16 protein-coding genes and 1 riboswitch are annotated in these 15,384 nt (G+C 71.7%); of the genes, 6 read left to right on the forward strand and 10 right to left on the reverse strand.

What is annotated here, in order from left to right:
* Positions 1-19 precede the first annotated feature (19 nt).
* Positions 20-1,231, forward strand: a complete 1,212-nt coding sequence (locus tag ABDZ66_RS01005; RefSeq protein WP_343755091.1) for a hypothetical protein — start codon at positions 20-22, stop codon at positions 1,229-1,231.
* Between the two features lie 155 nt (positions 1,232-1,386).
* Here the strand turns inward: ABDZ66_RS01005 and trmFO are convergent, their stop codons facing one another.
* Positions 1,387-2,799 carry a methylenetetrahydrofolate--tRNA-(uracil(54)-C(5))-methyltransferase (FADH(2)-oxidizing) TrmFO gene (gene trmFO / locus ABDZ66_RS01010; RefSeq protein ID WP_343755093.1) on the reverse strand — a complete coding sequence of 471 codons (1,413 nt, stop codon included), beginning with the start codon at positions 2,797-2,799 and terminating at the stop codon, positions 1,387-1,389.
* Between the two features lie 102 nt (positions 2,800-2,901).
* Here trmFO and ABDZ66_RS01015 point away from each other — a divergent pair, with 102 nt between their 5' ends.
* On the forward strand, positions 2,902-3,051 hold the full coding sequence (locus ABDZ66_RS01015) for a hypothetical protein (protein WP_343755095.1): 150 nt from the start codon (positions 2,902-2,904) through the stop codon (positions 3,049-3,051).
* Between the two features lie 367 nt (positions 3,052-3,418).
* Here the strand turns inward: ABDZ66_RS01015 and ABDZ66_RS01020 are convergent, their stop codons facing one another.
* Positions 3,419-4,225, reverse strand: a complete 807-nt coding sequence (locus tag ABDZ66_RS01020) for a YdcF family protein (protein ID WP_343755097.1) — start codon at positions 4,223-4,225, stop codon at positions 3,419-3,421.
* A gap of 73 nt (positions 4,226-4,298) precedes the next feature.
* Between ABDZ66_RS01020 and ABDZ66_RS01025 the strand changes: the two genes are divergently transcribed.
* Positions 4,299-4,907, forward strand: a complete 609-nt coding sequence (locus ABDZ66_RS01025; RefSeq protein WP_343755099.1) for a DUF305 domain-containing protein — start codon at positions 4,299-4,301, stop codon at positions 4,905-4,907.
* Between the two features lie 166 nt (positions 4,908-5,073).
* Here ABDZ66_RS01025 and ABDZ66_RS01030 read toward each other — a convergent pair whose 3' ends face one another.
* Both ABDZ66_RS01030 and ABDZ66_RS01035 read right to left on the reverse strand, forming a co-directional pair.
* The gene (locus tag ABDZ66_RS01030) at positions 5,074-5,379 is read right to left on the reverse strand and encodes a hypothetical protein (protein WP_343755101.1); all 306 of its coding nucleotides are present in this window, start codon (positions 5,377-5,379) and stop codon (positions 5,074-5,076) included.
* 171 nt (positions 5,380-5,550) lie between these two features.
* The gene (locus tag ABDZ66_RS01035; protein ID WP_343755103.1) at positions 5,551-6,411 is read right to left on the reverse strand and encodes a GNAT family N-acetyltransferase; all 861 of its coding nucleotides are present in this window, start codon (positions 6,409-6,411) and stop codon (positions 5,551-5,553) included.
* Between the two features lie 340 nt (positions 6,412-6,751).
* On the opposite strand from ABDZ66_RS01035, the gene ABDZ66_RS01040 reads away from it, so the two are divergent.
* Positions 6,752-7,405: a DUF4258 domain-containing protein gene (locus ABDZ66_RS01040; RefSeq protein ID WP_425544382.1), complete on the forward strand. Its 654-nt coding sequence runs from the start codon at positions 6,752-6,754 to the stop codon at positions 7,403-7,405.
* A gap of 22 nt (positions 7,406-7,427) precedes the next feature.
* Here the strand turns inward: ABDZ66_RS01040 and purH are convergent, their stop codons facing one another.
* Positions 7,428-9,017 (reverse strand): bifunctional phosphoribosylaminoimidazolecarboxamide formyltransferase/IMP cyclohydrolase, encoded by a 1,590-nt coding sequence (purH, locus tag ABDZ66_RS01045; RefSeq protein ID WP_343755105.1) that lies wholly within the window; start codon positions 9,015-9,017, stop codon positions 7,428-7,430.
* Positions 9,018-9,068: 51 nt separating this feature from the next.
* A riboswitch (ZMP/ZTP riboswitch) is annotated at positions 9,069-9,154 on the reverse strand.
* A 184-nt stretch (positions 9,155-9,338) separates the two neighbouring features.
* On the opposite strand from purH, the gene ABDZ66_RS01050 reads away from it, so the two are divergent.
* A complete protein-coding gene (locus ABDZ66_RS01050; protein WP_343755108.1) occupies positions 9,339-10,625 on the forward strand; it encodes a hypothetical protein in 1,287 nt (428 codons plus the stop codon).
* Positions 10,626-10,655: 30 nt separating this feature from the next.
* On the opposite strand, the gene ABDZ66_RS01055 is transcribed toward ABDZ66_RS01050, so the two are convergent.
* The 4 genes from ABDZ66_RS01055 to ABDZ66_RS01070 all read right to left on the reverse strand — a co-directional run bounded on the left by ABDZ66_RS01055 (position 10,656) and on the right by ABDZ66_RS01070 (position 12,615).
* A complete protein-coding gene (locus ABDZ66_RS01055; protein WP_343755110.1) occupies positions 10,656-11,201 on the reverse strand; it encodes a hypothetical protein in 546 nt (181 codons plus the stop codon).
* A 42-nt stretch (positions 11,202-11,243) separates the two neighbouring features.
* Complete coding sequence (locus ABDZ66_RS01060) at positions 11,244-11,471, reverse strand: hypothetical protein (protein WP_343755112.1); 228 nt, start codon at positions 11,469-11,471, stop codon at positions 11,244-11,246.
* A 199-nt stretch (positions 11,472-11,670) separates the two neighbouring features.
* Positions 11,671-12,240 (reverse strand): GrpB family protein, encoded by a 570-nt coding sequence (locus ABDZ66_RS01065; RefSeq protein ID WP_343755114.1) that lies wholly within the window; start codon positions 12,238-12,240, stop codon positions 11,671-11,673.
* Between the two features lie 18 nt (positions 12,241-12,258).
* Positions 12,259-12,615, reverse strand: coding sequence for a winged helix-turn-helix transcriptional regulator (locus ABDZ66_RS01070; protein ID WP_343755116.1), 357 nt, complete (start codon positions 12,613-12,615; stop codon positions 12,259-12,261).
* An 87-nt stretch (positions 12,616-12,702) separates the two neighbouring features.
* On the opposite strand from ABDZ66_RS01070, the gene ABDZ66_RS01075 reads away from it, so the two are divergent.
* Positions 12,703-13,323 (forward strand): nitroreductase family protein, encoded by a 621-nt coding sequence (locus ABDZ66_RS01075; RefSeq protein ID WP_343755118.1) that lies wholly within the window; start codon positions 12,703-12,705, stop codon positions 13,321-13,323.
* Between the two features lie 74 nt (positions 13,324-13,397).
* Here ABDZ66_RS01075 and ABDZ66_RS01080 read toward each other — a convergent pair whose 3' ends face one another.
* Positions 13,398-15,020, reverse strand: a complete 1,623-nt coding sequence (locus ABDZ66_RS01080; protein WP_343755120.1) for an ABC-F family ATP-binding cassette domain-containing protein — start codon at positions 15,018-15,020, stop codon at positions 13,398-13,400.
* Between the last annotated feature and the right edge of the window lie 364 nt (positions 15,021-15,384).

Consider the following 15,384-nt stretch of genomic DNA (forward strand, 5'->3'; position numbering starts at 1 on the left):
CGCCCGGAGGTACGTCCCGATGCCGATCCGACCCGCCCTGCGACCTGCCCTGCTGTCCGCCCTGCTGCCCGGCGCCGCGCTGGCCGGAGGAACCGCCCCGCCGCCCGCCGCGTGGACGCCCCCCACCCTGACCACCCCGGTACGGGAGGTCGCGGTGGCCGCCGCGCCCGACGGCACGGTCTTCCTGGCCGCCCTGAGCGACAGCGGCCGGTTCAGCAGCGGCCGGGGCACCTTCACCGCCCGCACGCTGCGCGCCTGGCAGGCCGCGCCCGGCGCGCCCTGGACGGCGCTGCCCCGCCAGGACGGCGCGGCGGTGGGCGGCCCGCTCGGCCTGAACGACCGCCATCCCCGCGCCGCCGCGAACCTGAACCTCAGCGCCGACCGGCACGGCCGCGCCGTCCTGGTCTGGAACGAGAACTACGGCGATAACGACATCGTGCAGCTGCGCGCCCTGCGGCCCGGCGGCTGGACCGACTGGCCCGAGCGTTACCTCGGCGACGACCTGCCCTACGCCGCCCGCACCCGCGCCGTCGCCGCCTGGCAGGGCGAGGTGATCCTCGCCTGGGGGGAATTCCTGCGCAGGCCCGACGGCAGCCGGCTCACCGTGCGCCGCTGGAACGACGCGGCCCGCAGCTGGGTGCGCGGGCCCGCCTTCAACGACCCGCGTGCCTACGCCCGCACGCCCGCGCTGGCCCTCACCCGCGCCGGGCAGCCGGTCGTCGCGTGGCTGCAGGGCGACGTGACCGCCAGCCGCGTCCTCGCCGCCCGCTGGGACGGCCGGGCGTGGCAGCCGCTCGGCGGGCCGTTGAACCGCCACCCGCCCGGTTACCTGGCCGCCACCCGCCTCGTCCTGGACGGCCAGGACCGGCCCATCGCCGCGTGGCTTGAGGACCACGCCGGCCAGGACACCCTGTACGCCGCCCGCTGGGACCGACACCGCTGGCAGGCTATGGGCGGCCCGGTCAGCGCCGCCTTCGCCTCGGCCCCCACCCTGAGCACCGACCCCGCCGGGCACGCCGTCCTCGCCTGGGTGCAGGAACGCGGCGGCCGGGGGCAGGTGCACGCCGCCCGCTGGACCGGCAGGCACTGGCAGGCGCTGGGCATGCAGAACCGCGATCCGCGCCGCGACGCCCGCAGCCCCAGCGTCACCACCGACAACGCCGGACGCACCACCCTCGCCTGGAGGGAAGACGTGTCCGGCGTCTATCAGATTCAGCTGCGGCAGTTCTGATACGGACTCCGATTGAATGGGCTGCAAAGCCCGCTGGGTCCGAGCGAAGCGAGTGGGAGCAACACGGGTTCCGGACGTGGAGCCGGCAATCCGGTGAAGGTGCGGATTGTTGGCGAAACAAACGGAATCCGTATGACCCTGGGCTGCCCAGCGCCTTACGCTCCGGCGGCCTCTGCGGCTTCCGGCTGGGCTGCCACTTCCGGTTCGCGTGCGGGGGGCGGCGTGACTGTCAGGCCCGCCTCGGTCTGCGCCCACGCCATGAAGGCATTCAGGCCCCGGCGGAACATCACCGGGCGTTTCTCGCGCTTGCCCAGCTTGCGGGGCTTGCCGGTCTTCTCGTTGATCTGCGCCGGCAGTTCCGGCACCAGCGCCCAGTTCACGTTCATGGGCTGGAACCCCTTCGGGTTTGCGCTCGCGAGGTAACGGGTCAGGCCGCCCAGCATGCTCTCGGCGGGCGGCGTGAGGGGTTCGAGGCCCAGCGCGAGGCGCGCCGCGTTCGTCCCGGCCAGCCAGCCGGTCGCCGCCGATTCCAGGTAGCCTTCCGTGCCCGCCAGGACGCCCGCCACCAGCTTGGTGGGGTCGGCCTTCAGCTGCAGCGTGGATTCCAGCACCAGCGGCGCGTTCAGGTACGTGTTGCGGTGCATCACGCCGTACCGGACGATCTCCGCGTTCCCCAGGCCCGGAATCAGGTTCACGACCGCCTTCTGATCCCCCCACTTCAGGCCCGTCTGGAAGCCCACCAGCGACCACATGCGGCCCTCGCGGTCCTCCTGACGCAGCTGCGCCACCGCGTACGGCCAGCGCCCGGTCCTCGGATCGTCCAGACCCTTGGGCGACATCGGCCCGAAGCGCGGCGTGTCGATCCCGCGCCGGGCGATCTCCTCGATGGGCATGCAGCCCTCGAAGAACTCCAGCTTCTCCCAGTCGTGCGGCGTGTGACTGCGTGCCTGCTCGAGCGCCCCGAAGAACGCCAGGTACTCGTCCTTCGTGAACGGGCAGTTGATGTAATCCGCGCTCTGGTCGTAGCGCCCCGCCCGCCACGCCACGTCCATATCGATGGAGTCGAACGCGATCACGGGCGCCGCCGCGTCATAGAAGCTCAGGCGCTCGCTGCCGGTCACCCTGGCCATGTCCGCCGCCAGCGCGTCCGACGTCAGCGGCCCCGACGCGATCACCGCGATGCCCTCCGGCACGGCCGTGACCTCCTCGCCGCGCACCTCGATCAGCGGATGCTCCCGCACCGCGCGCGTCACCCGCTCGCTGAACTCGTCGCGCTCGACCGCCAGCGCGTTCCCGGCGGGCAGTTTGGAGGCGTCCGCCGCGCCCACGATCGCGCCCCCCACGCTGCGCAGCTCGGCCTGAAGCAGGCCCTTGCTCTGCAGCTCACCCTCGCCGCCCAGCGAGTTGCTGCACACCAGTTCCGCGAAATTCCCGCTGCGGTGCGCCGGGGTCATCTTCACGGGCCGCATCTCATAGAGGCGCACCCGCACGCCCAGCCGCGCCGCCGCCAGGGCCGCCTCGGACCCCGCCAGTCCCGCACCAATCACCGTGATCATTCGCTCGCTCATCAACCGGGCAGTGTACGGGAAGCGCCCACGGGGAAGTGTGGCCCCGAGCGGGGCATCATGGAAGCTGTGCGTGAGTTTGAACAGGTGGGTGCCGCGCCTGACATGACAGGGGCTGTCCTCGACGAGCTGATCGCTCAGGAGGTCAGCGACCGCCACGGGCCTCCGGAACTGTCTGTCATCTGGTTGCAGGTGTCCGGACGGTGGTGGCGGGTGTTCACCGAAGGTCCGACGCTTCACGGGCACGCCGCCTGACCTGACCCTTTTCAACCCTGGGAGACAGAGGAACTTCGATTCACCTTCCGCGACCTGGGAACCGAGCTGGATGTCAGGGGCCAGAGACTCGCAGGATGCGTGCGTGGGTGTGATACGGACTCCGATTGAATGGGCTGTAAAGCCCGCTGGGTCCGAGCGAAGCGAGTGGAAGAAAAACGGGTTCCGGACGTGGAGCCGGCAATCCGGTGAAGTTCCGGATTGTTGGCGAAACAAACGGAATCCGCATGACCGGGAGTCGCCACTGGTATCCATTCAACTGCAGGATGGGCGCACCATGACGTTCCTCCGCAATGGCCGAGCGGCGGATTCCATCGAAATGGTGCGCTGGGTAGAATTGTTCTGAGCTTCAGCGTTCCGGCGTGCCGCCCAGCGCGGCCTTCACGCGCGACAGGCCCTCGTAGACCAGAATCCGCACGGCCCACAGGCGGTCGCTGGGCTGGCCGAGCGTCTGATCGAAGCGCCATTCCTGCGCAGGTACGCTGACCACGTTCACGCCATACGAGCGGAACAGGGCGGCGGCGCGGCGGCTGTGACTGGGGCTGGTGACCAGCAGCACGGTCGTCCAGCCGCGCGTGCGGGCCAGGTCACGCACGCGGGCGGCCTCGTCGCGGGTGGTGGTGACGCTGGGCAGCGTGACCAGGGTGGGGCCGCCCGGTCCGTACAGCGCGCGGGTCAGTTCGGTTTCCAGCACGCTCATCTTCGGGCAGTCGCGCGGCCCGATCAGGCCGGACTGCTCGGAGACGGTCACGACCGGCGCGTACCCGGCCTGCCAGAGGGTCAGGGCGCCGGTCAGGCGGGCGACGGCGCTGGCTTCCAGTTCGCGGCTGCCGCAGTGGACGCCCGCGCCGAGCGCCACGATCGCGTCCGCCTTCACGGGCGGCTGATCCAGCGTCAGGGCGCCCAGCGGGCCGCGCAGGACGGGGGTCAGCAGGCAGGCGGCCAGCGTCAGGGCCAGCGCACCCGCTCCCACATTCAGCGTCCAGCGGGCCGCGCGGAAGGCGCCGGCCACCCCGCCCACCGCGATCAGGGTCAGCAGCAGGCCAGCCGGGGCGCGGACGTCGCCCAGGAACGCCGCCAGCACGGCCAGCGCCGCGCCCACCGCCGCGCCCCCCGCCACGCCCCTGATCTGTTCATTGCGTTCCAGTGCCGTCATTGCCCGGCAGTGTACCCGGCGCAGGACACTTCCCCCTGCCGTTCCAGGCGCGGCGCTGCCTATACTCGCGGGCATGGTGCGCCGCCTTGTCCTGCCCCTGCTGGTCGTTCTCGCTGCCGTGCTGGGCGGCCTGCTGCTGTGGCCGCGCCTGGGCGGCCCGGCCGAGGGCAGCACCGAGGTGCGCTTCGTGCGTGAGATGATCCAGCACCACGCGCAGGCCGTGGACATGGCCACCCGCGTCCGCGAGCGCAGCAGCGACCCGGACGTGCGGCTGCTGGCGCTGGACATCATGCTCTCGCAGCAGGAGCAGATCGGGCAGATGCGCGGCTGGCTGACCCTCTGGCAGCGCCCGTGGGCCGGGGCGGGCATGAGCGCCGAGCACGCCCGCAGGATGGGCATGGCCACGCAGGCGCAGGTCGAGAACCTCAGTGTCCTGAAGGGCCGCGCCGCCGACGTGGGATTCCTGCAGCTCATGATCCGCCACCACCAGGGTGCGCTGAGCATGGTCACCCCGGCCCTGAAGTCCGGCGTGCGCCCGGAAGTGCAGGCCCTGGCCCGTCAGATTCAGGCCACCCAGTCGGCCGAGGTGAAGCTCATGACCGACCTTCTCCGGGACAGGGGGGCCCGGCCGCTGCCGGCCCCGACCGGCCATCATGGCGGCATGGACGGCATGGATCACTGATACGGACTCCGGTTGAATGGCTTGCAAAGCCGTTCAATCCGAGCGGATGCGACTCGGAGAGCTGCTCCGCAGAGAAGGAGCTGGGCGCCCCTCCGGACGTGGAATTGACAGATCGGTGGTGTTCCGATCTGTGAACGAAACAAACGGCAGTCCGTATGACCCGGCGTTACCAGCTGTCCTCGTCCCAGGTGTCGGCCCTGGCGTCGCGGCGGGCCTTGCGGCGGGCGTCCTTGCCGGTCTTCTTCTTCGGGCGGGGCGGCAGGGTCAGTTCATAGGGCCGCTCCGGATTGCAGGGGGCCGGGTGTTCGCCCAGCGACTCGCCGGGGTCGCTGCGGATGTTCCCGGCGACGTGCAGGTGCCGCTCGCCGCAGTACGGACAGGCGTCCACCACCCAGAACATCACGCGGGTGCCGGGCATGTCGCGCAGGGTCACGAAGGCCTGCTGGGGGGTGCGTCGGTCCTTCTTGGCCATGCGGCGCAGCCTACCGCCCACCCCGGCGGCAGTCTGTGGCGGGCATGGCGTTCCGGGTGCGGGGTCATACGGACTGCCGTCTGTTTCGTTGGCAACCCGGTGCTGTCCCGGGTGGTGAACGCCACGCCCGTCAGGCCGTCCCGCTCCTGCTCTGCGGGGCCCGGGTCCGTATCAGACTTCCTCGTCCCCGTCTTTCATGTACGTGACGACGCTGCGGCAGTGTTTCAGGCCGGCGCGGGCGTACAGGGCGCGGGCGGGTTTCATGTGGTCGTGCGCACGGACGCGCAGGGTGCGGATTTCCGGGTGGGTGTCGGCCTCGGCGGCGGCGAGGGCCAGCAGGGTCAGGCCCAGGCCCTGGCCGCGCTCGGCCGGGTGGACAGCCACGTAGGTCACGTCGGCGCGGGCCTCCTCGGCGCAGAATTCCAGTTCCGCGAAGCCCAGGGGTTGCTCGCCGCGCAGCAGGGCGATCAGGCGCACGTCGCCGTGCGAGAAGTGATCGTCGAACTGTTCGGGGGTCCAGTCGAGCCGGCCGGCCCAGGCGTCCTCGCTGCTGCGGTACAGCTCGCGGTACGTCTCGAAGGGCAGGCGGCGCGTGATGCGCGTCCCGGCCGGCGCGCAGGCGTGCGGGGTCAGCAGGGACAGCGGGCCGCTGTAGAAGTCCGTGGTGTGCATCGCCGCGAACCCCGCCGCTTCCAGCGCGTCCCGGACGGGCGTGTTGTCGCGCGCACTGAAGGCGTACACGGGCAGACCGTCAGCGTGCGCCAGGGCGCGGCGCAGCAGGGCCGGCAGGTGCCCGCCGTCACTGACCGGTCCTTCCAGCACCAGTCCGTCCCGGAAGGGGGACAGCGCGCAGTAGGCGCGCACGCCCTCGTCGTCGGTATCCACGAGGCAGGTGCTGTCCTCGCACTCCAGTTGCAGTTCACGGGGGTCGCGGGCGTCCGGGGAGAACACCTCGCGTTCCGGGGCGTCGTCCATCCAGTTCAGGAGCGCGAGGACGTCCGGGACATCGGTGGGCAGCATGGGTCGGATCATGGGAACCTCCGGAAACGGTGGCTGGGCGCTCGTCCGGCAGGAGGGGACGTGCTCAGCGGGGAAACGGCAGGACCAGGGCGACGGAGTTGACGGAACGCTGACCTTCAGCCTAGTCAGCGGCGCGGCCCGCTGTCTGCCGTGCGCTTCACCCCGCGCCCCGGCCCCCCCGTGCTATGCTCGGCGTATGCCCTGAACAGGGTACGCCGCCTGCCTCCCCACAGACACGAAGCCGTGTTTGAGGGGCGTTTTCCTTTTGAGCCGGGGCGCACCGCGAGCGCACCGCCCCGGCCCCGCCGGGGAAGCGACCGGGCAGCCCGGCATCATCCCGGAGGTGTTCGCCGTGACGAAACAGTCCAGCAGACCGGGCGGGAACCCCCCGCCCCGCGCCGCCCGCCCCGCCCCGACCAACGGCCCGCAGACGGGCATGGACCTGCTGGTCCTGCGGGCGCAGCTGGCCCGCGCCGAGAAGGCCGCCCGGCGCGCGCAGCACGCGCCGCCCCCGGTGCGGGCCGCGCCGCAGGCGCCGGTCAAGCCGCAGCGCGAGGCGGACCTGGCGGGCGTCAGTACCGACGAGTTCAGCCTGAGCCGCGCGCACGCCCGGTTGCGTGAAGCCGTGTACGACGGCCGTTACCACCTGTGCGACCACGCCATCGGGCACGCCCGCGCCGAGGGGTTCCTGGAGCACGACGTCATGAACGTCCTCCTGACCGGCCGGGTGCGGGCCGTGTACACCGAGGACCGCCGCTGGCTGGTCTGCGGGTACTTCGAGGCGTGCGGCGTGAAACTCCCGCTGCACGTGGTCGCCGAGCACGCCCGCGACGGGTTCGTGGACATCGTGACGGCGTTCGTGCCCAAGCAGCCGCACCACATCATCAGTCGGGCGCGGCTGGCCGTGATGCTCCGCTACGACGATCAGACCATCCGCGCCCGCACCGCGCACGCCGGGAACCGCGTCGGGCACCGCGGCAAGGGCCGCTGGAAGAAGAGCGCCTGACGGCCCGGCCTGTCTGCGGCCCTCAGTGGCGGAAGTGGCGGCTGCCCGTGAACACCATGCTGATGCCCAGTTCGTTGCACGCGGCGATCACTTCGGGGTCGCGTTTGGCGCCGCCGGGTTGCAGGATGGCCGTCACGCCCACGCTCGCGGCGAGGCGCACCACGTCGTCGAAGGGGAAGAACGCCTCGCTGGTCAGCACGGCGCCCTGTGCGCGCTCGCCGGCGTTCGCCACGGCCCGCTCGGCCGCCCAGATGCGGCTGACCGCCCCGGCGCCCAGGCCGACCGTCACGCCGCCGCGTGCCAGGACCACGGCGTTGCTGCGGGCGTTCTTCACGACCGCCCACGCGAAGCGCAGGTCGTGCCACTCCTGATCGGTGGGCTGCCGGGCCGTGACGACTTCCGGGCACAGGTCGTCCCAGGGGCGGGCGTCGCGTTCCTGCACGGCGAACCCGCCGGTCAGGGGGCGCACGTCCAGCACGCTCACGCCCTGCGGCGCGGCGGCCACCAGCACCCGCAGGTCCGGTTTCTTCTCCGCGAACCACGCGGCGGCCTCGGGCGTCACCTCGGGGGCGATCAGCACTTCCAGGAAGGTGCCGCGCGTCGCCTGCGCCGCCTCCAGCGTCACGGGCGCACTGACGGCGACCACGCCGCCGAACACGCTGAGGGTGTCAGCGTCACGGGCGCGTTCCCAGGCGGTCTTCACGTCGTCCGCGACGGCCACGCCGCAGGGGTTGGCGTGCTTGACGGCCACGCACACCGCCACCGGGTCGCCGTGCTGCGCCTGCGTCTCCTGCGCCGCGAGTTCCTGGCACAGTGCCCACGCGGCGTCCGCGTCGGCGTAGTTGTTGAAGCTCATGGGTTTGCCCGCCACGACCTGCGCGTCGATGACCGGCCCGACCGCGCCGCCCAGACGGTAGATCGCGCCCGGCTGGTGCGGGTTCTCGCCGTAGCGGACCTCGGCGGCCCGGCTGAGGTTCAGCGTCAGCGTGCCGGGCAGCGCGGTGGGCAGCTCGTCGCTGCGGCCTTCCAGGTACGCGGTGATGGCGGCGTCGTACTCGCTGGTGTGCCGGTACGCCTTGGCGGCCAGCCGCTGCCGGTCGGCGGCGCTCACGTCGTCCTGAAGCGCCACGGTGTAATCGGCGGGGTCCACGAGGACGAGCACGTCCGCGTGGTTCTTCGCGGCCGAGCGGATCATGGCCGGCCCGCCGATGTCGATGTTCTCGACGGCCTCGTCGAACGCCGCGCCGCGCGCCACCGTCTCCCGGAAGGGGTACAGGTTCACGCACACCAGATCGATGGTGCCGATCCCGTGCGCGTCCAGCTGCCCCAGGTGACCGGGTTCACGCCGCGCCAGAATCCCGCCGTGCACGGCCGGGTGCAGCGTCTTCACGCGGCCGTCCAGCATCTCCGGGAAGCCCGTCACGTCACTCACCTGCCGCGCCGTGACGCCCGCCGCGACGATGCTGGCGTAGGTGCCGCCGGTACTCAGGATCTCCCAGCCGCGCGCCTCGAGCTGCCGCGCGAACTCCACCACGCCCGTCTTGTCACTGACCGAGATCAGCGCCCGTTTCCGGCCCTGCGCACCGCCCTGCCCGCCTTCTTGTTGCGTCATGTTCCTTCCTCCCAGAACCAGAAAACGCGAACGGTTCCCACCGACAGGGAGCCGTTCGACCCAGGCGCGCGATCCCTGAAACTTCCGGAGGCTCCCCCGTGGTCAGCCCACGTTCAGCGCCAGTCGCCCCCGCACTCGCCGCAGCATACCGGGTTCACCCCCGGCGGGGTCCGGCAGACGCAGACAGGGCGCGCCGGGTGGGGTTGCGTCTCGCGTCCGGCGCGGCGCGGCTACACTGAAGATGCTGGCCGCCCCGCCGTGAATGGCCCTCCCGGACGCCCTCTCCTCCCCGGCCTGTCGGCTGCCTGACCGGAGACTCTCTTGCCTCACGCCCCCGTTTCCCCTGCCGCGCCCGCCGGGATTCCGGCGCTGCTGACGCTGTTCCAGCCCCTGGCCCGCACGGGATTCCTGCCGCCCACCGCGCCCCTGCTGGACCTGCCCGGTCCCTTCCAGCGGCTGCTGGACGCCATTGCGGCCCTGGCCCCGGCGTACCAGGGGAGCGGGGTGCGCGCGGCCCTGCTGGACCTCGACGCGGCCCTGGGCGACCGCCGGGACGACGCCCGGCAGCTGAGCCCCGCGCAGCAGGAGGCGCTGCTCTCGGCCACGGCGATCCTGATGCACCTGTTCCGCTGGAACGCCGTGCCGGTCCCGCCCGTCCGGTTTCAGGAACGGCCGGCCTTCCCGCCGCACCTGCGCGCCCTGTTCCGTGACCTGAGCGCCGCGCACGACCTGCCGGCCTGCGGCACCATGCACACCCTGAAGTACCTGAACTGGCGCTCGGACGCCCTGACCCCCGGCGAGCCGTACCACGCCGGGCAGGTGCAGGCCGGTCAGGTGCGGATCGCGCACAACTGGCACGTCACGCCTGCCGGGGACGACCGGGACCTGGCGGGGCAGCTGGACCTGTGGATCCAGACCTTCGTGCTGACCGAGGCGCGCGGGCAGGCGGTCCTGACGGCCGCCGCGCAGGCCCTGGCCGCCGCGCACCACCACGACCGCCCCGCGCTGGAAGCGGCCCTGGAGGCGCTGCACGCCGCCGTGCAGGCCATGACCCGCCAGATCAACGCCCTGATGCGGTTCCGGGTGGTGCGCAGCGACCTGTGGCGGGTGTTCATCCAGCCGACCTTCGGGTGGGGCCTGCCCGTGGACGGCGTGCCGGGCGGCCCGGTCCTGGAGGGCGCCAGTGGGCTGCAACTGGGCGGCACGCAGGTCGCGGACCTGGCGCTGGGCGTGGGGTTCGACTCGAACCTGGGGCGCGCCCTCCGGCACTCGCGGGCCTCCATGACGCCCCCGCAGCGGGCGCTGCTGAACGCCTGGGAACCGCAGCGGAACGTGATCCGCGCGGCGGTACTGGACTGGGGCGGCAGCCGGGCGCGGGACGCATTCGAGGCCAGCCTGGACGACCTGCGGCTGTGGCGGGTCAGTCACCGCGAGCGCGGCGCGGTATACCTGCGCGGCGACGGCCGCGAGCACGTCATGGCGTCCACCGGCACCCAGCTGGACCCCGGCACCCCGCACGAGCAGGCCTTCCGCGACCTGATGAACGAGCGCATCGGGGAGACGCAGGCCCGGACCCTCAGGGGACCGGACCGGCCGGCAGACCTGTAGGTGACTGCCCGGCCCCGTCCGGGGCGGCGTTCAGCCGCTGTTGCCGCTGCCGTCCGGGGAGGGCTCGCCCGGGGTGGGGGCAGCGTCCCCGAGGTTCAGGACGCGGCGCAGGTCGTCCAGCACCGCGCGTTCCCGGTCGTTCACGAGTTCCCCGCCGAAGCCCAGGAACCCGCCTTCCTTCGCGGCGTTCGCGGTGCGTTCGGCCACGCTGAGCAGCATCTGGCGGTACGCGGCGCTGTCCTCGGGGCTGGCCTTGGCGCTGACCAGCCACGCGGCCTGACGGACGTTCTCGAGGCTCTGTTCGAGCGCTTCTTGCATGTTGCGGGCGCGTTCCTGGTGCGGCATGACGGCCGGGTCCGGGGCGGTGCCCAGCAGGTCGGCCGCGATGGCCTCCAGCAGGGGCGTGCGGGTGTCGGCGCTGACGGCCGCACGGAGCGCGTCACTGAGGGCTCTGGCCTCGGCGACCAGTCCGGTCAGGCCGCTGGGGCTGGCCGCCACGACGGCCGCGCCGGCCCGGCCGGGGCCGGTCATGACCTTGAACCACTCGTCGGGCGTGAAGTTGTCCTTGATGCTCATGCTTCCAGCGTAAGGGCCGCGCCGGGCAGTCAGGTTAGGGGTTCATTCACGGTCGGGCAGCCCGCTCAGGTCGAAGCGGACCGGGTCGGTGTCCTCGGGGACGCTGCGCGCGTCTGCCGGAAGGCCGTGCCCGCCGAACAGCCCGGTGGCCGCCAGCCCGCCGCCCAGGGCGTCGTGCGGGGACTCGCCGGGCGGCACGACCGGTTTCATGCGGAACGACAGGACGATCAGCGCGGTGGGCAGCAGGATGAACAGCAGGAAGGCGGTCATGGGTGACTCCGGGGTGCGGGGGCTGATACGGACTCCGATTGAAGAGGCTGCAAAGCTCCTTCAATCAGAGCGGATGCGACTCGGAGCGCTGCTCCGCAGAGGAGGAGAAAAACGGGTCCCGGACGTGGAGCTGGCAATCCGGTGAACTTCCGGATTGTCGGCGAAACAAACGGCAGTCCGTATGAGGGGTGCGGGCGCTTCAGGCGTCGGAGGGCGGGACCGTCCAGCCGCTGCGGGCCGCCCAGGCCTGCGCCCCGGCGATGATCAGGTCCATCACGGGATCCTTGACAGCGTAGTAGGCGTCCGGGTCGTGCGGGTGAAGGCGGGCCAGCTGGGTCTTCACCTCGCCGTACGCGGCGGCCGCGGCGGGCGTGGCGCGCAGGAAGTCGCGCATCAGCAGGGGGTAGCGGTGGTTGAAGCGCCCCACCTCGCGCACATGCACGTGCACCTGCCCGGCGCGGCTGGCGTAGGCCTTGCGCAGCTCGGCGGGGTCCAGACTCAGGCCGGGCGGGAGGTGGTCCTGCGTGACGGCGGGGCGCGGCTCGTAGCCCAGGCTGGCCAGCAGGTCCAGCACGCGGGGCGCGTCGCTCAGGTCGTTCAGGCCGATCTGGAGGTCGGTGATGTCCTTGGCGCTCAGGCCGGGTACGGCGGTCGAGCCGATGTGGTGCAGCGCCACGTCGGGCAGCGCGGCGCGGAGGGGCGCCGCCAGGACATGAAACCGTGCCGCCCAGCTGGTGTCGGGCGGCACGACGGTGATGACCTTGGACATGGCGCTGAGCGTAGCGGATCAGCAGGGGGAGGGTTCGGGCAGGGGAGGGGTGGGGGCGCTGAGGTGCGCCTTGGCCCAGCCGTCGATGGCGTCGATGACGCTCTGGAGTTCCAGGCCGGCGGGGGAGAGGGCGTAGACGCTGCGGGCGAGTTTGCCGTGGCTGTCCTCGGTGCGTTTGCTGATCAGGTCGAGTTGCTCGAGGTGTTCGAGGCGCTGCGTGAGGGTGGCGCTGTTGCATCCGCCGACGGCGCGTGCGAGTTCGTTAAACCCTTTTTCACCGTCGAGGAGGGCGCGGACAATGTGCAGCACCCATTTTTCCTGCAACACCCCGATGGCCCGGTAGACCGGGCAGAATCCAGTGTGTTCAGTGCTCATGACCAGAGTTTACACTGCGGGGCTGATCAGATCATGACGAAAGACACATCACTTGACTTTACAAAGCAGTGGGGATAACCTCTCGATATGACCGCCACGACCCCCAGAGTGCTCGACGTGAAAGAAGCCATCGAAACCCGCCGCAGCATCCGCAAGTACGTCCAGGAACCCATGAACCAGGACGACCTGCACGAGATCCTGCGCCTCGCCAGCCTCGCCCCCAGCGCCTGGAACGCCCAGACCTGGCGCTTCGCCGTCGTGCAGGACGCCGCCATCAAGGAACAGCTGCAGGCCGCCGCCTACGGCCAGGGCCAGGTCACGAACGCCCCCGCCGTCATCGTCGTGTACAGCGACATGGAAGACACCCTCGCCACCGTCGAGGAAACCGCGCACCCCGGCATGGGCGAGGCCGGCCGTGAAGGCCAGCGCAAGACCTTCGACGGCGCCTTCGGCGGCCAGGACGTCGCCCAGCGCGGCCAGTGGGGCCTCAGCCAGGCGAACATCGCCTTCGGCTTCGTGATGCTCGCCGCCCGCGGCCTCGGCTACGACACCGTCCCCATGCTCGGCTTCCAGCCCGACAAGGTCAAGGAAATCCTCGGCCTGCCCGAGCACGTCCAGTTCGCCGGTCTGCTGCCCGTCGGCAAGCGCGCCGAGGACGGCTTCCCCCACCACCGCCACAGCGTCGAGCGCATCACCAAATTCTACTGATCCACCGAAACCGGTGTCGGGCCCGCGCGCGCGGGCACACCGGAAAGCAGACCGCCCCCACCGGGGCGGTTTTCTCATGTTTCCCGCACCCCGCCGCCCCCGACACGCCACTCGCGCGTGGCGACCCGTTCCACCAGCCGCCGGTCATGACTGGCCAGCAGGACCGTGCCCGGAAAGTCCAGCAGCAGCCCTTCGAGTGCCTCGGTGGCCCGCACGTCCAGGTGATTGGTGGGTTCGTCCAGCAGCAGCACCTGCGAGCGCGTCACCCGCAGCCGCGCGAGGCTCAGTCGGGTGCGCTGCCCGCCCGACAGCCCGGACACGGGGAAGGCCGGGCCGCCCGGCACCTCCAGCGCCGCCGCGACCTCGTGCAACTGGTGCGGCGTCAGCAGCGGATTGGCGTCCAGCAGCGCGTCCCCCACCGTGCCCAGCCCGAGCAGTTCCTCGCCGTGCTGCCCGATCAGGCTGACGGTCAGACCCGCGCCCCACGTCACCGACCCCCCGTGTGGCAGCTGCCCCAGCAGGGCGCGCAGCAGCGTGCTCTTGCCCCCACCGTTCGGGCCGGTCAGCGCCACCCGGTCGCCCCGGCGCACGTGCAGGGTCACGTTCGACAGCACCACCCCGGAGTCGCGCGTCACGCTCAGGTCGCGGACGGTCAGCACCTCCAGCGGCCCCGGCGGCACGGGCGGCAGCGTCAGCCGCAGCGTCCGCGCGTCCCGGAATGGCCTGTCCGGCGCCCCGGTGTCCATCCGCTCGATCTGCCGCTCCATGGCCCGCGCCCGGTTCGAGAACAGCACCTGCGCCCGACCCGCCTTGTGAGACGACAGGAACTTGTCGTTGTCCCGCGCCCGCGAGCGGTTCTCCTCGACGCTGCCCTTGCTGCTCAGGCGGCGCCGCTCCTCGTCCAGCGCCGCGCGTTTGCGGCGGTACGCCTCGAAATCGCGGGCCTGCGCCTCGCGGAGCGTCGCCTTCAGGGCCATCGCCTCAGCGTAATTCCCGGGGTACAAGCTCAGCGTGCCGCGTTCCAGTTCCGCCACGCCGGTCGCCACCTCATCCAGAAACGCCCGGTCATGGCTGGCCAGCACGAACGCAGCGTCCGACGCCAGAATCCAGTCGCGCAGCCACGCCGCGCCCTCTGCGTCCAGGTGGTTCGTCGGTTCGTCCAGCAGGTACACGTCCGCCGGGGCCAGCAGCAGCGCCCCCAGCAGCACCCGCCGCGCCTGCCCGCCCGACAGCCGGTCCGCCCGCGAATGGGCGTTCAGACCCAGCCCGGCCAGCACCGCCGCCGCGCGCCCCGCGAAGTCGTAGCCACCCGCGAGCCGGTAGGCTTCCTCGGCGTCCGCGAAGGCCAGCAGCGCCGCCTCCGACCCGCCCGGCAGCGCCGCCTCCGACCCGCCCGGCAGCGCCGCCGAGGCCGCCTCGAACGCGACCTGGGCCGCCGCCAGCGCCGGGGGTGTCACGGCCCCCAGCACCGACCCACCCACGGACTGCGCCTGCGCCAGCAGCGCCACGCGGCCCACCCTGTTCACCACGCCCGCATCCGGCGCGTCCAGCCCCGCCAGCACGCGCAGCAGCGTACTCTTGCCGCTGCCGTTCTCGCCGACCAGCGCCAGCCGTTCCCCGGCCCCCACGGTCAGCTCCACACCCGAAAACACCACCCGGTCCGCGAACGACCGCGCGACCCCACTTGCCATCAGCATCGATTCATCCCCCTGACGGGACAGGCCAGCCCACACGCGGCGGGCGGCAACTCGGAACACGGCAGTCAGGGGTTACAGACGCAAGGCAGGGAGGTCCTTTGAATGAGCGGAGGGCCGGAACAGCCGGGCGATCCCGGCGATCAAGACAGACCGTACCACTCGCCGGGCGGGAAACACATGCGCCGGATGGCGGAGGGTCCCCTCACCCTTCCGGCGCTGTGCGACTCCTTCTCCCCACGGGAGAGGGCTGGGGTGAGGGAATTCATACGGACTCCGATTGAATAGCCTACAAAGCCGTTCAATCCGGGCGAAGCGAGTGGGAGAAACCCGGGTTCCGGACGTGGAGTTAACAGATCGGTGGTGT

It is taken from the genome of Deinococcus depolymerans, assembly GCF_039522025.1.
GTDB lineage: Bacteria > Deinococcota > Deinococci > Deinococcales > Deinococcaceae > Deinococcus > Deinococcus depolymerans.